Source organism: Enterococcus sp. 12C11_DIV0727 (assembly GCF_002148425.2).
Classification (GTDB): Bacteria; Bacillota; Bacilli; order Lactobacillales; family Enterococcaceae; genus Enterococcus_L; species Enterococcus_L lemimoniae.
The window spans coordinates 2,935,645-2,952,284 of record NZ_CP147248.1 but is presented as its reverse complement, the minus strand read 5'-3'; the positions used below and the strand labels follow the sequence as shown (position 1 = coordinate 2,952,284).

Genomic DNA, 16,640 nt, shown 5'->3' with positions numbered 1-16,640 from the left:
TTCGATACACTGATTCCTTCCGGTAACGAAAGCCAAGCTAGTCGAGAAGCTTGGCTTTTTTCTTTTGATTTTATCTGCAAGTTATTTGTAAGTGAAAGTAAGATATGGTATATTGACTATGCGCTTTTTATTTAATACATAAATTAGACTATTGGAGGGATTTGCATTGCCAAAAAAGAAGAACTCATCTTTTGAGAGTTCCATTCACGTCTACAGAGCCATGAAACGCATGACCCAACAGGAACTTGCTGACAAGGTGGGAGTATCTAGACAAACAATCATTCAGTTAGAAAGAAATAGGTACAATCCTTCCCTTTTACTGGCTCATGACATAGCAGACGTTTTCGAAGTGCCGATTGAACAAATCTTCACTTTCAAAAAATTAACAGATGACGAGCAAACAAACGAAGTAACCGACTAACAGACGGAAGGAAAGGATAAATTATGACTGAATCACTTAAATCTTTTTTTGATAACTTGCCTATAAATCACTGGAGCAGTTTAGTAGTTGTTGTTCTATCTATTTTATTCATAATTTACTCAGTTTATTTTTTCTTTAGCAAAGAAGGAAAAGATGAACGTGGAAAGAAAATTATATCAACAGCAAGTTTTATTTCTTTTATCATTACTTTGATTATACTATTTGCTTTAAGTAACTTGTTCTATGATATTGCGTCATACAATGAATTAGCATATTCATGGATTTTGAATTTCGCTGTATTGCTTATATCTGGTACTGAAGCTATTTGTATTATGATTTTAAAGAAATCAATTTAAAAATAAAAAAAGAGCTAACTTTCGTTAGTTCTTTTTTATTTTCATTGATTTCTATGGCCAACAAACTAAACGAGACCAACCACCTACTGTATTTGCAACAATTGTTTCTGATCTATCCGCAGTATCTTCAGAATTTTTACTTCTTTCAAATGAAGCTCCTACAACTGCATCCACTTTTTTTAGATCTTTCGCTGTTTCCATTTTTTCAATCGATAATTTTCTCATGATATATTTTTTCCCCCTTGCGTTAATACCTAAATTATAATGCGTCTACTCAAATAAGTAAAGTTCTTTTTTCAGATTGTGTTACTTAATAAATAACAAGGATCGTACACTGGACGAATCATATGCTCTCAATATTTGATAGCCTATTCCCGATAATCCGCAAAAAAGGCTTATTGGAATGCAGGCTGGATCAGTCTTCAATTTAATAACGTCATCTGATAATAGATTAATATTAGTCAAATAATCATCTGAATTTCCATAATTTCCATGACATAAACAATCGTCTTCTACAAAAGTATCCTCGACTTTTCCAATTGATTTCCCGATAACTTTTTCAATGCCCATTTTCCCTCGACACCAAGAATTATTGCGTATTGGTTCCCGTACAAGACTTTTTTCAACTTTTTCTTGGTACCATTCCAGTTTTGCTTCAATCGCTGCTTCTTTCAAGAATTGATTGGCTTGAGCCAATCCATAACAAACACCAGCATAACCATGAGCAAAGCTGCTATCTTCCATTTCCTGACACTCTACAGCATCTGCGTAATGCGCTAACAGTCCATAGACTTCGTCACTTGGAAATTCTCGGTAGATGGCTGCCAAAATAGCCAGTAAACTAGCTTTTCCATAAAGCCATTCATTCAACTGATTATGCTCCATTACTTGAGCCATTTTCAAGTTTTGCAGACTCTGTTGTAAGTATGCTCGATGTTTTTCATCATCAAGCAATCTCGTCACATAAAAAGCAACGGTTAGACGCATCCCATCATCAAAAAAGGCACTTTCATAAGAACTTTCAGCTTGTTCATTTTGAAAAAGCTCTTTTTCCAATAGCTCAATTACATCTTGATAACTAGCTTTAGGCACAAAATAGTTCAAATAGACTAAAAACAAATAGACTCCGGCACTCCCTTCATAAAGATCTGTGCTTGGATAGGCAATCACTACCTCCTCATTTTCACCTGGTAGAACAGACATCCAATCAACTTCGCCAAGCTGTTGGTCCACTACAATCTGATCAATGATCTTATCACCAATATCAGCAGCCTTTTGCAATAATGGTTGTTCAATAGGACTATTTTGTACTGAAATCGGTATTTTTTGTGTTTTATATTCTAATGTACCTAGACTTTCTTTTAGTAAAAGGTAGGAAAATCGACTGGTTCTTTCTGTTATTTGTTCCATATGCTCCACCGTGTCTTGTATTGGTGTCTTGGCCAACAGTCCAGGGAGCTTGTGACCATTGGTGTAAACTGTTGTCAAAGAAGTGTTCGCTGTAACCAAAGGAATATCGTGATCCAATATTGCTTCTACTTCAAAGGGGATCAACGCTTCTGGAATGATTTTACTAGCCCATAAGTTTTCAATGATCTTCTCCCGTTCAATATAGTTTGACATACTCTCTGTATGCAAAGTAAAATTCAATAAATTCCCATAATCTTGCGTATCTCTGTAAATCAATCGGATTGTTGTATTAGAAAATAACTCTTTGACTTTCTCTATAAAAGCAGCTTTATTTTTCAATAATAATTGATTCATTGTTTGAAATGCTGCCTGGATCACGTGACGATATAATTGATAATCTACATCTTGTCCCGCTAAGCGAGGAATATTTTGAGCACCCTCCATGTACGCTTCCTCTAATTGAAAAGCGATATCACTAGAGCCTTCATTTCTCAGCCTTCTAACTTTTTTAGGCAACTTTTGCTTAGTACCAGATAAAGCGTCCATTTCCAGATCACGTTTCCATTGCTTTTTTTGTGGCAACAAACCAGAGACGATAACTGATTGTTTTTCGATGCGAACTTGCCGTGATAGTTTTTGTGTTTGTTTGAACATCTCAGGACGAATCAACGTTTCCACATCGATCAAGACGGGGTAGGAGCCACTAGCAATTAAGTTTTCCATATGCAAATCTGTTGCCCCTAACCAATAAACGATTGCTAATAGCTGGCCATAGTTTCGATAAAAACTCATCACTTCATTCTCATTTTGACATTCTTGATAGATTACTTTTTCCTCGATCGTAAATGTTGGTAAGACAATACGCTTAATTTTATAGAAGGACAACGTTGTATCTAGTTTTTCCAGATAAGACAGTAATGCATTAAAACGTTCACCTATTTCAAGGTTTTTAAATTTAAAAATCAGGTCTGTCTTCTGTATCTGAAATTGAATCACTGTTTTTCCTTGGTCGTGGCTGTCTCCTTGCCCCAATTCTATTTGTGTAAGTTTTATCGGTGTTGAAATGGCGAAAGTTTCTGTCAATTGTTCAGTAGAATTAGTCAACGAAGCAATAAATTCTTCAATCATTTCACAAGCAAAGCGCAAACGAACTGCAAGAACTCTGGCAAGTGTCGGATATTCTCCATAAAAAAGATACGTTCGTTGTTTATCTCCAAGAAATTCTTCAATGTACTTGGCAAATTCTGCTTCTTTTGATTCCGCCTGTAACTGGTATTCTTCAATCATTTGATGAACATCCCAAACCAAAGTTTTTTGCGCAATAAAAAAGAATTCAGCAGATAATTGCTCGATCAATTCCTCGATCACATTTTCTGGTAGTTGAATCAATGGGTATTTTGGTATTAGACGTCTAATATATTGTTCATAGTAGTTTAAGTGAAAACGAAGTCCAGCTGCTAAGTTCATTTCTTTTATTGGAATTTCCTCTGCAAATAACTGTCTATGTAATTGGAACCACTCACTTTTTTCAACAGTTGGTAATAATAATTGTGCTCGTTCTTCTGTAAAAGGCACCAGTCCGCTGTTAAATTGCTGCTCGTTCCATTGATAATGGTGCATCATTTTATGATAATCTGACTCTTGTAATAAACTCTTGCGTACTTGCCATTGCTTTAAGTAAACGGGTTCCTCGGTGTCTACATGTAGGTTTCTCCAACACTGGATTCTTTCAGAAATGGTTGTAGCATAACTATAGGTCAACTCTTCGATCATCGTTTTCTCTCCTTTAGCATTGTGTCTCCTCTTTATAATCATAATAAAAAAGTAGCAAAAATACTACGGTATTTTTATTTTCTTTAAAAGTAAATAAAAATATCGTAGTAATCAACTGAAGTACTAGCAAAAAATAGTAAGGGATACTCAATCTCTTGCAACAGATAAAAATGATTGCCTTAAAAAGGCTCTATTGATCAAAAAATCTTTAGGTGCTAACAAATAGGCTGCGGTTGTTAAAAATTCTGATTGGGCAAGATTGGCATATACCATGCTATGAGCGGCATTTTTCATTTTATAAACAGATAGCAAGTCTGTTGGTATTTTTTCTGAGTATGTTTTTTCAGTGTCCTTAATATCTACGTTTTGGTCATGGTCAGCAAGGATCAACTCAACTGGGACATCTATTTTTTCTAAATCAGCTCGACTGTTCCCTCTGAAGTTTTTTTTAACAAAGGACCAGCGCTCTTTTGACATTGGCTCTGATTCTGGCGTATTTGCTAGATATTCTTGAAAAGATACATTATTTTTTAATAACGTGATTACTTGTGCTTCTTTTCCTAAGGCTTCTGTGATTTGTTGCGGTGTTTTGCCTTCTCGTTTTAATTTTTGTGTCGTATAATACGTATTTTGCGTTAACCAGTCAATCGCTGGCGATACCAAGATTATTTTAGAAAGCGGGACTTTCTTTTGCGCAGCAACTTTTGGGACAACCCAACCACCTTGACTTATTCCCCATAACACAATTTTCTCTGTATTTATGGTTGGCTGCTTCCTTGCCCATTGAATGACTTCAGTTACTTCATCTGCCCGATCATCCATCGATTGATTCAGCCAGTTTCCTGCTGATCCAGTAACCCCTGGTTTTGCCCAAGAAATAGTTGTAAATCCAGCTTTAGCAAATTGTTCCATCATAGGCCTATAACCACCTTCGTTTGTGGCATCAACTGCTGCATCTCCATGAACTAGCACTACGATTCCACGAGACTCACGCCCTTTTGGTTGTGTTAACACAGCAGCTAAACGGCCTTTAGTAGTTGGAATCCATTTAGTGGTCTCATGCATATCATAAAAATGTTCATACCAAATAAATATGCCTAAAATCATAAGTAATCCTGTAAAGAGCAGGATCAACTTTTTCACTCGTTTCATCTTATCTACTCCATTCCATAAAAAGCCAATTTGGTTCATTCACTAAAAAACCTAAAAGAACTTTTCTTTTCCTTTTAACGATTGAAAACCCGCACTTCAAATATAGGCGCTTTGCATGTGTATTTTTAGCGGAAACAAGAAGGGTCAGCTTTTCACCTTTTTTCGTATTTGTTTGTGCCGTCTGGATTAACTCCTTCGCAATTCCCTGTTTTTGAAATTTTTCGTATACTGCAATATTTTCAATATACTGCTCCTCATCAGCTGGACGATACTCTAGCGCTGTCAGCAATAAGAGATAGTGAGCGATAGTAAAAAAACCATACTTTTTAACTAAATCAAAAGGATACGCTAGTTTTTGGGTATAATTATTTTTTCCCGCAATAGTCAATAACCCGACGATTTTGTTTTCCTTCTTTGCAATATAATCAACGGGAGCGATCTGCTGAGAATATTTTCGTTCAAGATAAACTAAAATATTCAGCTTTTCAGCTAGCTTTAGATGGAGTGTTCCAAATTTAGCGGAAAAAGATGTTAGCAACAACCTAAGTACCTCCTTTTCTTCCTGCTGACTTAATTGATCACGAGCAATCACATGGATGCTATTATTCATACCCCCCTCACCCTTTCATTGAAATAAACCCTTGAAGTTCATACAAAAGTTTATTGTTCATTAAAATAGAAGAATAGGCTTCCTCTTTGATGATCACTTCTGATACACCTAAGGATGGATAGTTGGTGTCTTGCTTAAAGTTATCAACAGCTTCTAACAATTCTGCCTCTTCTTCTACCCAAACTCTTTTTACTACATAGTCACCCGCTTTTAGACGTTTATCTTTTGCCAAAGGGTCTTCAACGTAAACATCCATCTGCTGATCGCAGACTAAATAATAGAGTGATTCAAAAAGCATAGGTTGGTTGTTTTGAGTATTTTTGAAAGCTTTAAAGAAGCCAACTATATTCATTGATTCCATCACTGGATATGAATAGACTTTCCTCAAATTTCTTGCTGGCAAGCTAAGATATCCTTCCTCTTTTTGTTCGATCTCTGGCAATAACGCTTCAATTTTCTTTTTAGCAACGACTAATTGGTGAATTTTGTCTTCTGTAGCTTGTAGTGTTTCTTTTAACGTTTGTTCCGCCCAAACGTTATCCTGATTGGTCATAAACTTAGTAATTTGAGCCGTTGATACGCCTAAACTTCTCATTAAAAGAATATTTGCCAACTGATACACTTGATCAATACCGTATTTGTGGTATCCATTATTATCAATAAATGCTGGCGACAACAAGCCTTTTTCTTCGTTATAGCGAATTTGGTGTTTGGAAATAGCCAATAATTCAGCTAATTGTCCCATAGTTAAATATGTTTCCATTTTGATCTCCTCCAATAAAAAATAGATATGCTCATCTAAAACGACTAAAAATGTGGTCCAGTTTTTTGGTGAGCGTTTGTTCTTAGTTCTGTTAGCATAAACTATGAGGTCACCCAACAGTCAAGTGCCGATAAAAAATAGTTCCTTTTCCACACCATACGAAAGCGATTTCAAAATCATAATAAAAAAAATGCTATTGGATGTTCGTGCATACATAACAAACAACTTCACTATGTATTAAAGCTAATAGTGTAATTTATCCGAAAAAAATAACAAAAGTTTGTGAATTTTCAGTTATTTCTTCCTTTTACTAGAGATAAACAGCTATTTTATAAGCATTTATTTTGTGAATTCTTTACTTTTAGTATATTATAGTTATTAATAGGTATGTACCAATATTTTCGAAAGGATATGAAAACTATGTTAAAATTATATACTACAAATAGCTGTACATCATGTAGAAAAGCGCGGCGTTGGCTAATTGATCATGATATTCCATTTAAAGAAAAGAACTTTGGCACTACTCCCATTACATTAGACGAACTAAAAAATATATTAATTCTTACTGAAGAAGGCACGGAAGATATTATTTCAATCCGTTCCAAAGTTTTTCAAAAACTAGATATAGATATCAACGAATTATCTTTACATGCATTATTGGAGCTGGTGAAAGACAACCCCGGATTATTACGCCGCCCGATTATGATCGATGAAAAAAGATTGCAGATTGGCTTTAACGAAGATGAAATTCGTTGCTTTTTACCAAGATCTGTTCGCAAAAGAGAATTATCACAAACATTGCTTTTAAGCGGCTTATAACTGTTACTACCTCGAATCTAATAACGTAAAAAAATCGGCTTCTTCTAAATTTGAGCATGAAGAGGTTGGGGCAGAAACAACCCCACCGTTTATTCGGATAATAAGAGCCTGAAACATACCTTTTAAAGGTATGTTTCAGGCTCTTATTCCAACTCTGTTCAAATAGAACGAGTCTTTTTCTGATTGATTTTTCGTTATCTCACTTTACAAACATAGCATCACCGAAGCTAAAGAAACGGTAACGTTCATCGATTGCATGTTGATACGCAGCCAAGGTTAGATCACGCCCAGCAAATGCACTGACCAACATCACTAATGTTGATTTAGGTAGATGAAAATTAGTAGAAAAGGCTTGGACAATTTTAAATTCATAGCCAGGGGTAATAAAAATATCTGTCCAACCACTATCTGCTTTGATTTGGCCATCAAACTTCGTTCCGATTGTTTCTAAAGTCCGAATCGAGGTCGTGCCTACTGCAACAATTTTACCGCCGTTCGTACGAACTTCATTTAATTGGCTAGCCGCATCTTCAGTTAAACGATAAAATTCACTGTGCATTTCATGTTCTGCAATATTGTCAACACTAACCGGACGAAATGTACCCAAACCGACGTGTAAGGTCAAATAAACTAGCCTCACGCCCTTTGACTGGATTTTAGCAAGTAGTTCCTGTGTAAAGTGCAAACCAGCAGTAGGAGCCGCTGCAGAGCCATTTTCTTTTGCATAGACGGTTTGGTATCGCTCTGGGTCTTCTAAACGCTCTTTTATATACGGTGGCAAAGGCATTTCGCCAAGTGATTCCAAGATTTCTAAGAAGATTCCATCATAACTGAACGTAACGATTCGACCACCATGTTCTAGTTCTTCAACAACGGTTGCACTTAAACGACCATCGCCAAAGCTGATTTTTGTGCCAACTTTTGCGCGCTTGGCTGGTTTGATCAGCGTTTCCCACGTATCACCTTCTGTATTTGTCAAAAGCAGCACTTCCAAATGGCCACCAGTTTCAGGTTTTTCTCCATATAAGCGCGCTGGTAATACACGCGTATCATTCATGACTAGCGCATCTCCAGCGTTTAATTCATCAATAATATCATGAAAATGTTTATCTTCTATCTCCTTTGTATCACGGTTTAAAACCAGAAGACGTGAACTCGTTCGATCTTTTAAAGGGGTTTGAGCAATTAGCTCTTCTGGTAAATCAAAATCAAAATCTTCTGTACTAAGCATATTTGTCACTCTTTCTACTTGATTTGTCTTGGCTATTCTACCATTTTTTACGTTATCTGGCTACGAAGAAAACACCTTGCTAAAAGACAAAATACTTGAAACTAGGAGGTTTATCATGTTTGCACCACTTCATCATGTTTCCTTATTGACTAGATACGCTGAGGAAAATCACTTTTTTTACACAACGCTTCTTGGGTTGCGTTTTGTAAAAAAAACAGTCAATCAAGAGAATCACAAAATGCTTCACTACTATTACGGAGATTACGCTGGAACACCTGGTTCTGTCATTACCTTTTTCGTTGTTGCGGCACTCGCTAATCGGTATGATAATGACCATTTTTTAAATTCAATCGGACTAAAAATCCCCAAAGGCAGCTTGCACTTTTGGGAACAGCGGTTAACTGAAGCTCAAACGATCTTCACTAAAGAACAAAACACATTATATTTTCAAGATCGAGATCAAGTAACTATTCGGCTAGTTGAAGTAGAACAACCATCATTAGCTAAGGCGTTACAGGTTCAAAACTCCATTCCTGGCGACAAGCAAATTTTAGGTCTTTTGTCGACCGAATTTCATGTCGCTGATCTTGAAAAAACAGCAGAATTTTTTTATCGATTGTTAGGGTGGAAAACTGATCAGGGGTATCTACAGCTGAATGGAACAGACTTTATTCAGCTAGTGCAGACCGATACAGCAGAAAAAACGAGGATGGGTCGAGGCAGTATGGATCATGTAGCCTTTTCGATTAAAGATGAAACGGCTCTTGATCATCTATATAAAAAAGCGAAACAACAAGGTTAGCATATTGAAAAAATAATCCATCGTAGTTATTTTAAAAGCTTGTACATCAGAGAACCCGGCGGTAATCGTGTTGAATTCGCTACTTTAACACCTGGATTTACGATCGATGAACCCTTAGACGCTTTAGGTGAACAGCTTGCACTGCCGCCCTTCTTGGAAAAAAAGCGGACAGAGATCGAAGCAACTCTTTATCATGAACCATAAATTGAATGACTCTTAAGTAAAATCCTCTATGTAGCTTACCCTAAGATACAAACAGGTGCCAAAGACAAAAATAAATGAACTTATCTAGAATAGGTCAAGATTATTTTTGTTCTTCTGCTCCTGTTTATACCTCTTGAAAATCAAAGACTAGATCAAACAAAACAGAACATTACCATCTCAACGATTCTACTAGGTTTGTCCAGCTTTGATTTTTGCAAAACTGCAAAGATCAAATTTATGAAACAGCTTTTGACTGTCGGCTTCAGTTAAAGCAATTCACAATCCAACTCTTTACACTCTCTAGATAGAAACAAAAAAATGGTATCGGTAAACTCTACCAACACCATTGCATGTTCAACAAATAGGCATCACATAATCCATCTTAAATTCTGGAAAAGAAAGTTCTAGATATTTCTCCCAAAATTGAGTAAAATGGAATATGTCGATGTTACGCATTGACAAGGGCAACTTGATTGGTCAGCTTTCTCTGACTTATCAGGGCTTCACGAATCAGCGCCAACTGATTTGTGAAGTGCCTTTTTTATTATATTCGTTTCTATCTATTACTCATTTTAAAGAAAAACAATTTCATAGTCAACAAAGTGTCAGAAAATATTTCATTTATCTTGTTTTATTATGAAAATAAGCGAATTATTCTCTATTTTTTAGTAGCCTACTTGACTTCTTTGTTAATTAAAATAGGTAAAAAAAAGAGCGAGAGAAACACCTATGAGAGCTATCGCCCTCATAGGTGTTTCTCTCAGCCTCTCTGTTGGACATCCATCTAGATATTCTGAGTATCTAGATAGTCCTCATTGGACCAAAAGGATTCTTCATCTATCGGAGTTTGAGGTTTTCTTTTTTTGGTTGGTATTAATTTTGGTTGTCTCGTTTTTCCCTCTTCAATTAAAAAAAACCATTTTTTACCATCATTGGCTTGAATGATATCGGTAAAATCAATCATATTTTTTTTCAACCATTTTTTTCTATCTAGGTTATATTTTGAATCGTCATGAAACAACTCTTCTTTCAACAACACAAATTTTGCTGAAAAATCCATCCCTGCAGCCATAAGATATAGCTGATCAGCCTCTTCAAAACACAATTCCTCGTTATAAATATCACCAAGTGAAATAAACGCATTGAAACACTCATTTAGTTGAATGCCGCCATTTTTGATACTTGCTTCTATAACCAATTTGAAAAAATAAACTGCTTGTTGGTAATCTTTTGTTTCCAAGGAACGCTTTCCTTGTTCAAACCACTTTTTAATCTTCCTTTTTTTAAACATCCTTTTCTCCTTAAAACTTTTTTGAAAAACGAGCAAAGACAGCTACCAAAGTGCTGCTTTATTAAAACATAGATTCAACCTTCGATTTTTTTATAACACCCATTCAAGCTTAAGGAGAATGTTTTGCCTAACTCCCCTTATATAATAGACCCGTTGTAATTCATAAAACTAGACCATTGTCATCTCTTCGACAAACTGCTAAAACCTATTCAACTTTTTCCAAAATTTTAACATCGCCAGTTTTTGATTTTACATCAATTTTATATTTTCCGTCATTTGATACATCAGAAAAATCATTTCTCAATTCGCCAGTCCCAGTACTAGCAATAACTTTGATTGCTTGACTTGGGTCTTGGAGCCATTTGATAAAACCCGATTGGCTGGATACAGTTGCATTTACTTTACTTTCTTGAATAGCAATTGTTGGTCCAGAGCCATTTTTTAAATCTAATGTCCCTTGATTTTCTTCTGAAACGATTTTGCCGCTCTCATTGACCATTAAAAGATCCCCTTTGGTTCTTTTTACAATCACTTAACCATCTGTTGCCGTGGCCGTGAGTTTCTTTGTTTCGGAGTCTTCTAAAATCATTCGTCCTGAATGATTGTTCAAAACAACATTATCCGAACGTAAAAATTTCAAAATAGAAAGTCCCTTATTGCCTTCGATCGTTAAATCACCCAGCATACCAGTGATAACTGTTTTGCCCGAAGTACTTTTAACGTTTAAATTCATCGCTGATTCTTCGATAATTACGTCGCCATAATCACTAGCTACATTGCCTTCATCTGCAATAATATTTTTGGCATAAACATCTCCTGAAATTAAATCTAAGTCAAAATTTTTCGTTTGGATATCCAGCAAACGTAAATCGACTTGGCTTAAACCTAAGTGAAAATCATCGAGGATCGTCCCTTTCGGAATAAAGAAAATCACTTCTGAACGTCCTGTTCGTGTGAATGAATCAAAAATATTTTCCTCATCCAATGTTAAGTCAACTTTATGGTCATATGAGCCATTTTCGATCTTTTTAATGTCACTTTCTTTGAATCTGCCTTTCACCATTAAGCTTGGTTTTTCAGTACTAGATACCTCAACTGTGGTGATCTCAACATCTGCATCTGAATCAAAACTAAAAGCAGCATGATTGCTGGAAGCTAGATTGATTTCTTTGTAATATTGTCTACCGCTATACATTAACTGGCCTGTTACTGAAAAAAATAGCAACAATGCGATGCCAAGTCCAGATAAACCAATTGCAACCCCAATGATCAAGCGCTACTTTTGACTAAACCAACTTTTAATAACTTGTAAGATAATCGCCAATAAAAATAAACATAAAATTGTTGGAATACCAGCAAGATTTCGTTCTTCTATCAATTCTTTTACGACATAGATCAAGAAAAATCCAAAGACTGCCAACAGTCCTAAAAGAAATAATGGTCTCAACACTTTAAATACCGTCTTGATAAATTTTTGCATTCTTTTTTTCTGAGTTTGAATGAATACATCTTGAATTTCTTCTCTAGGAACAACAGAAGTTTTGGCATTGATTGCAGCATCTAAGCTTAGATCTGCGTAAAAATCAGCAGCTATTTCTTCTGGCGGAGCAAGTCTGGCAACAACTTCTGCTTCTGTTTGTCCTTCTTCTAAACAAATAGCTAATTACTTCAATAAATCTTCTTTCAGCTCGTTAAAATCTTCTATATCTTCTTCAGCAAAAGCAGCCTTTAGTTGGTTTAAATATTCTTCCATTGTGTTCACTAATCTGCCTCCCTCAGTTTACTTACTTGTTCAACGAATTCGTCCCAATCACGCTCTAAAAGCTCCAAATATTCTTTTCCTTTATCCGTCATTTGGTAGTACTTTCTGGAAGGACCATCTGGTGATTCTTTGGTATAAATCTCACAATATGATTCTTTAACTAATCGGCGTAAAACTGGGTAAAGCGCCCCTTCGGTAATTGGTATAAACTGATTCACTCGTTGTGTTAATTCGTATCCATATCGATCTTCTTTTTGAATAAAATGAAGTACACACATTTCTAAAGCACCTTTTTTAAATTGGCTGGAAGCCCTCATCGCTCAATCCCCTTATCACAGTTTTGATTGACAAATTACCCGCAGTTTCTATACGTAACCACTGAAATAAATCGACTATGAAAAGAGCACATGTCTAATTTCTAAAAAACAGCACATTAAGCGCTGCACCAAAGTGCTTTATTCTTTGGTACAATTCTTGTTCAGTCCTTTATCGGTGGTTATTGCGGTTGTAATTCTTTTTCTCTTGAATGATACCTTGACGCTCTTCTGGTGTCAAATTAGGATCACCCAACTGCCGGCCCCACTCTCTATTTTGCTGACCTCTTTCCCGCCCACTAGATGAGGCGCCAGACACCGCTTCGGGCTCCTCAACAGGAACAGGTGCTAGTGGCGTTTGGGTCTGTTCTACTGGTTGTTGTGCTGCAGCTTGATCTTGGCCTGCTGCTTGTTCATTTGCTGCTTCTTGAGCTACGGTTTGACTGACTACTTTTTCTTCTTCCGCTTTTTTAGCGGTCTCTTTCTTTTCAGTCTCTTCTTTTTGTTTTTGAACTTTTTTTGCTTCTTGCTCTTTTAGTTTTGTCTTGATTGAGTTCTCTACATGAGCGATCTTTTTAGAAACGACTTCTGCTAGTCTTTCTCTTTTTAAAGCAAACCGCTCCCTAACTGCTTCATCTTTTGAAAAAGCAGCATCTGCGGTATTTACCGTCTGGGTCGTCCCGATCCCGATTATTAAAAGAGCTATGCAAAATACTATAAATTTTTTCATTCTAACTTCTCCTTAATCAACATATTTCTTTACTCTAGTTATCCTTGGAAAGCATCTAGCAATTCGTTAAAACGTTTTTCTTCATCTATAATGATCCAATATTTCTGCTCTTTTTTATCTGGTTCCAGTTCTAAATGGATCGTCTTTGACTCTTTGGAAGCCTTCAATTCTTTAAACGTTTTTTTCAATGCTTCAAATTGGATTTGATTAAGGTCTTCTTCTTTTAATGCGTCTAATTCTTTTAAAATCCCATTTAATTGCTTTTCGTCAGAAAGCTTGTCGATATCATCTAATTTTCCGATCGTATCATAGCCTTTATTCTTTAACCATTGGACCAATTCTTCATCGTTTTTTTGATCAATGACTTGATCAAATGTTGTCTGATCCAGTCCTGTAACCGTCACTTCTACTTCTTGTTTCTTTGACTTGCTATTTTTTACCTTTATTGAAAAACTAGTTTCCTTTTCAAGTCGCTCCTGATAGATCGTTACTAACTCTTTTGCTTGTTCTTTTGAAAGTCCGAACAATTCAGAAAAATCTTGTGTCAGGTCTTCTTGGCTAGGTGCGCCTAACTGATAAAAATAGTTTTCCCCGCTTCTTTATCTCGATCATAAATTACATTATTGATGAAAGCTGTAGCGACATCTTTAGGATCAGCATTCTTTGCGCATCCAGTGAAAACAACAACTATAAACGCTAGCATCATAATTATTCTCTTTTTTTTCATACGTCTAATTGGCTCCTTAGTGACAGTAACTGTTGATTTTTTTATGCATCTTTTCTATTTTTGACTATATATTTAAAAATCGTATAAAACTTAACTCTAATTGACTGGATATCCCCAATTCCATAGGTTGGATCAGAATAAATCAGCCATAACCAGCGATAGTGATTTTTTCGTGAAAACTTTTGAATTTTGAATGTGATTTCAACTTTTCCCGCTAAATTAATAGTACGCGAACGAATCAATTTCACATTTTTTATTTTCTGAAAAGACAGAAATCCTGTTTCTTGATCAAGTAACGTGCTTAGATACGGATCTTGTTGATTGGCAATGATAGTCACGCTTTTCTCACCTAAATAATTGATTTGAACTGGGATCTCTTGATCTTCTTTTATTAATTTGCCTTGATAATCAACTGGAATGATCATTGGTAAACCTGGTCGTTCATACGCCACACACACGGCTACCGTCAAACTAACAATGTTATGCAACAACCAATAAATATTGATGGATAAAACATTCCTCCACTGTAGCTGACTTAGATCTAATTGCCGGATATAATAAATCAAAGCGAAACAGTTTACCCCTAATAATAGGATCTGAATTTTGCAGTTGCGCCAATCAAAGTAGCTTTTTTCCCCTTGGATCCCTTTAATCGTCACATGGAATTTTTTATTCTTTTTAGGACTAAACAAGGTCTCTTTCCAAACTGCCCAAGAAATTTGCGGTGCTGTAACAAGTTCATAAATATTACTTATGAAGGAATTATATTTTTTTCTAGTAACTGACTTATACATCAGACTTCCCGATAAAAATGCTGGTAACCAAAATATCACTAGTTGCGCCAACGTCATTTTCAAGCTTGAAATGTTAAAAACCAAATATAAAAATGGACATAGTAAATAAATCAATTTATACATGCCAGAATACCAGTACAGCACACCATCAAGATAAAACCATTTTTGAATGAAGCTTAATTTTTCAGTTTCTTTAATGTATATTTTTTTAGCAACTTGGACATTACCACGTCCCCAACGATCCCGTTGTTTCACATAATCTGCTAACGTTTCTGGAGAAAGGCCTGAAGCGAGCGCTTCATTGACAAAGACGCCTTGCCAGCCATTATTTTGCAACAATAAACCTGTAGCCATATCTTCTGTGATCACACCGGTTGTGAATCCACCGATCGAATCTAAGGCGGCCCGCTTAAATAATGCATTACTTCCTACGTACAGTACTGCATTGAATTGATCTTTGCCTTCTTCTAAACTACGCATAAAAAGTCTTGCTCATTATTGATTTCACTATCTAAATATAGATTGTGTTGAAATATATCGGAATTAAAAAACGTTTGCGGTGTTTGAATAAACCCAACATCCTCTTGCGCAAAATACCCAAGCGTTCGTTGTAAAAACTCACGTTTAGGCACCATATCTGCATCTTGAGTCACAATAATTTCTCTGCTAGTTTTGGTTAGTGCATAATTTAAATTCCCAGCTTTGGCATGCTCATGTGTTGGACGAGCAATGAATTCAACATGATGTTTTTCTGCTAATTTTTTTACTATCAAGCGATCTCCATCATCACAAAGATAGATCTTTAATAGCTCTTTAGGATAGTCAATAGATAAACACCCTACAACAGTTCTTTCTAAAATATCAATATTTTCATTATAGGTAGCGATCAAAATATCAACAGTGCGTAACACTTTTAATTCATCTACGGTTTTTTCTTTCCGTTTATACGGCTTCCAAAATAAGATTACTAGAGTAAAGGCCTGAATGAATCCCATAAATTCTGCCAGATATAATAAACTCCCGGCAATCGTTTCAACAATACTTCCACTAAGAATTGTATAAACAAACCGCCAAGCTAAGTAAATAAATTGGATAATAACAAAACCAGTTAAGACAAATTTCCGATAGTTTTCATTTCTCTTCGCTACAAGATAAAATAAAAACAAATAACTCAAACTAAATACCAAATACCATAACCCAAATTTTTCCATTTTTTCCTCCTTTTCGCCTCCTGTTATTCATAAAACAGTAGTTGCTAGTCAACAATATACTAAGGTTTTCAACTATTGTTAATAGAATAATAGTTAATAAATCCTTCTTTCCTCTCTTTTTCCAGCATTTCTTAGAAAAATACGTTGCTCATCTCATTCTTTTTGACCTTAAGAATGGTCATAAAAACCTCTGATTTGTCCAAATCGTTGTTTTGTAGCATACTAGTAGTAGAAACATTTGTTAGGAAACATTGTAATTATGTAAGAAAC

20 protein-coding genes and 1 pseudogene are annotated in these 16,640 nt (G+C 35.6%); 5 read left to right on the top strand and 16 right to left on the bottom strand.

What is annotated here, in order from left to right; genetic code table 11:
* Positions 1-166 precede the first annotated feature (166 nt).
* Both A5866_RS14060 and A5866_RS14055 read left to right on the top strand, forming a co-directional pair.
* A complete protein-coding gene (locus A5866_RS14060; RefSeq protein WP_086445070.1) occupies positions 167-421 on the top strand; it encodes a helix-turn-helix transcriptional regulator in 255 nt (84 codons plus the stop codon).
* A 23-nt stretch (positions 422-444) separates the two neighbouring features.
* A complete protein-coding gene (locus A5866_RS14055) occupies positions 445-777 on the top strand; it encodes a hypothetical protein (RefSeq protein WP_086281845.1) in 333 nt (110 codons plus the stop codon).
* A gap of 51 nt (positions 778-828) precedes the next feature.
* Here the strand turns inward: A5866_RS14055 and A5866_RS14050 are convergent, their stop codons facing one another.
* The 5 genes from A5866_RS14050 to A5866_RS14030 form a co-directional block, all read right to left on the bottom strand.
* Positions 829-1,002 (bottom strand): hypothetical protein, encoded by a 174-nt coding sequence (locus A5866_RS14050; RefSeq protein ID WP_176332593.1) that lies wholly within the window; start codon positions 1,000-1,002, stop codon positions 829-831.
* 81 nt (positions 1,003-1,083) lie between these two features.
* The gene (gene lanM / locus A5866_RS14045) at positions 1,084-3,960 is read right to left on the bottom strand and encodes a type 2 lanthipeptide synthetase LanM (RefSeq protein ID WP_086445071.1); all 2,877 of its coding nucleotides are present in this window, start codon (positions 3,958-3,960) and stop codon (positions 1,084-1,086) included.
* 147 nt (positions 3,961-4,107) lie between these two features.
* A complete protein-coding gene (locus A5866_RS14040) occupies positions 4,108-5,112 on the bottom strand; it encodes an alpha/beta hydrolase family protein (RefSeq protein ID WP_086445072.1) in 1,005 nt (334 codons plus the stop codon).
* A 1-nt stretch (position 5,113) separates the two neighbouring features.
* Positions 5,114-5,722: a GNAT family N-acetyltransferase gene (locus A5866_RS14035; protein ID WP_086445073.1), complete on the bottom strand. Its 609-nt coding sequence runs from the start codon at positions 5,720-5,722 to the stop codon at positions 5,114-5,116.
* 7 nt (positions 5,723-5,729) lie between these two features.
* Positions 5,730-6,485 (bottom strand): MerR family transcriptional regulator, encoded by a 756-nt coding sequence (locus A5866_RS14030; RefSeq protein WP_086445074.1) that lies wholly within the window; start codon positions 6,483-6,485, stop codon positions 5,730-5,732.
* Positions 6,486-6,905: 420 nt separating this feature from the next.
* On the opposite strand from A5866_RS14030, the gene spxA reads away from it, so the two are divergent.
* On the top strand, positions 6,906-7,304 hold the full coding sequence (spxA, locus tag A5866_RS14025; RefSeq protein WP_086445075.1) for a transcriptional regulator SpxA: 399 nt from the start codon (positions 6,906-6,908) through the stop codon (positions 7,302-7,304).
* 199 nt (positions 7,305-7,503) lie between these two features.
* On the opposite strand, the gene queA is transcribed toward spxA, so the two are convergent.
* On the bottom strand, positions 7,504-8,535 hold the full coding sequence (gene queA / locus A5866_RS14020) for a tRNA preQ1(34) S-adenosylmethionine ribosyltransferase-isomerase QueA (protein ID WP_086445076.1): 1,032 nt from the start codon (positions 8,533-8,535) through the stop codon (positions 7,504-7,506).
* Positions 8,536-8,650: 115 nt separating this feature from the next.
* Here queA and A5866_RS14015 point away from each other — a divergent pair.
* Positions 8,651-9,541 (top strand): annotated as a pseudogene (locus tag A5866_RS14015) (VOC family protein).
* A 445-nt stretch (positions 9,542-9,986) separates the two neighbouring features.
* Positions 9,987-10,181 carry a hypothetical protein gene (locus A5866_RS14010; protein ID WP_086281839.1) on the top strand — a complete coding sequence of 65 codons (195 nt, stop codon included), beginning with the start codon at positions 9,987-9,989 and terminating at the stop codon, positions 10,179-10,181.
* A 144-nt stretch (positions 10,182-10,325) separates the two neighbouring features.
* Here A5866_RS14010 and A5866_RS14005 read toward each other — a convergent pair whose 3' ends face one another.
* The 10 genes from A5866_RS14005 to A5866_RS13960 form a co-directional block, all read right to left on the bottom strand.
* On the bottom strand, positions 10,326-10,832 hold the full coding sequence (locus A5866_RS14005; RefSeq protein ID WP_086281838.1) for a hypothetical protein: 507 nt from the start codon (positions 10,830-10,832) through the stop codon (positions 10,326-10,328).
* A 205-nt stretch (positions 10,833-11,037) separates the two neighbouring features.
* Positions 11,038-11,364, bottom strand: a complete 327-nt coding sequence (locus A5866_RS14000) for a hypothetical protein (RefSeq protein ID WP_254907599.1) — start codon at positions 11,362-11,364, stop codon at positions 11,038-11,040.
* Entirely contained in the window at positions 11,365-12,105 is a 741-nt protein-coding gene (locus A5866_RS13995) for a DUF4097 family beta strand repeat-containing protein (protein ID WP_254907600.1), read from the bottom strand.
* 3 nt (positions 12,106-12,108) lie between these two features.
* Positions 12,109-12,312: a hypothetical protein gene (locus tag A5866_RS13990; RefSeq protein ID WP_254907210.1), complete on the bottom strand. Its 204-nt coding sequence runs from the start codon at positions 12,310-12,312 to the stop codon at positions 12,109-12,111.
* 281 nt (positions 12,313-12,593) lie between these two features.
* Positions 12,594-12,911 carry a PadR family transcriptional regulator gene (locus tag A5866_RS13985; RefSeq protein ID WP_086445077.1) on the bottom strand — a complete coding sequence of 106 codons (318 nt, stop codon included), beginning with the start codon at positions 12,909-12,911 and terminating at the stop codon, positions 12,594-12,596.
* A 169-nt stretch (positions 12,912-13,080) separates the two neighbouring features.
* Positions 13,081-13,638 carry a hypothetical protein gene (locus tag A5866_RS13980; protein WP_086445078.1) on the bottom strand — a complete coding sequence of 186 codons (558 nt, stop codon included), beginning with the start codon at positions 13,636-13,638 and terminating at the stop codon, positions 13,081-13,083.
* A gap of 38 nt (positions 13,639-13,676) precedes the next feature.
* Complete coding sequence (locus tag A5866_RS13975; RefSeq protein ID WP_254907601.1) at positions 13,677-14,165, bottom strand: hypothetical protein; 489 nt, start codon at positions 14,163-14,165, stop codon at positions 13,677-13,679.
* A 41-nt stretch (positions 14,166-14,206) separates the two neighbouring features.
* A complete protein-coding gene (locus A5866_RS13970) occupies positions 14,207-14,344 on the bottom strand; it encodes a hypothetical protein (protein ID WP_254907602.1) in 138 nt (45 codons plus the stop codon).
* Positions 14,345-14,406: 62 nt separating this feature from the next.
* On the bottom strand, positions 14,407-15,639 hold the full coding sequence (locus tag A5866_RS13965; protein WP_086445079.1) for a glycosyltransferase family 2 protein: 1,233 nt from the start codon (positions 15,637-15,639) through the stop codon (positions 14,407-14,409).
* A complete protein-coding gene (locus tag A5866_RS13960) occupies positions 15,627-16,370 on the bottom strand; it encodes a glycosyltransferase (RefSeq protein WP_086445080.1) in 744 nt (247 codons plus the stop codon). The genes A5866_RS13965 and A5866_RS13960 overlap by 13 nt, the downstream gene beginning before the upstream one ends.
* Between the last annotated feature and the right edge of the window lie 270 nt (positions 16,371-16,640).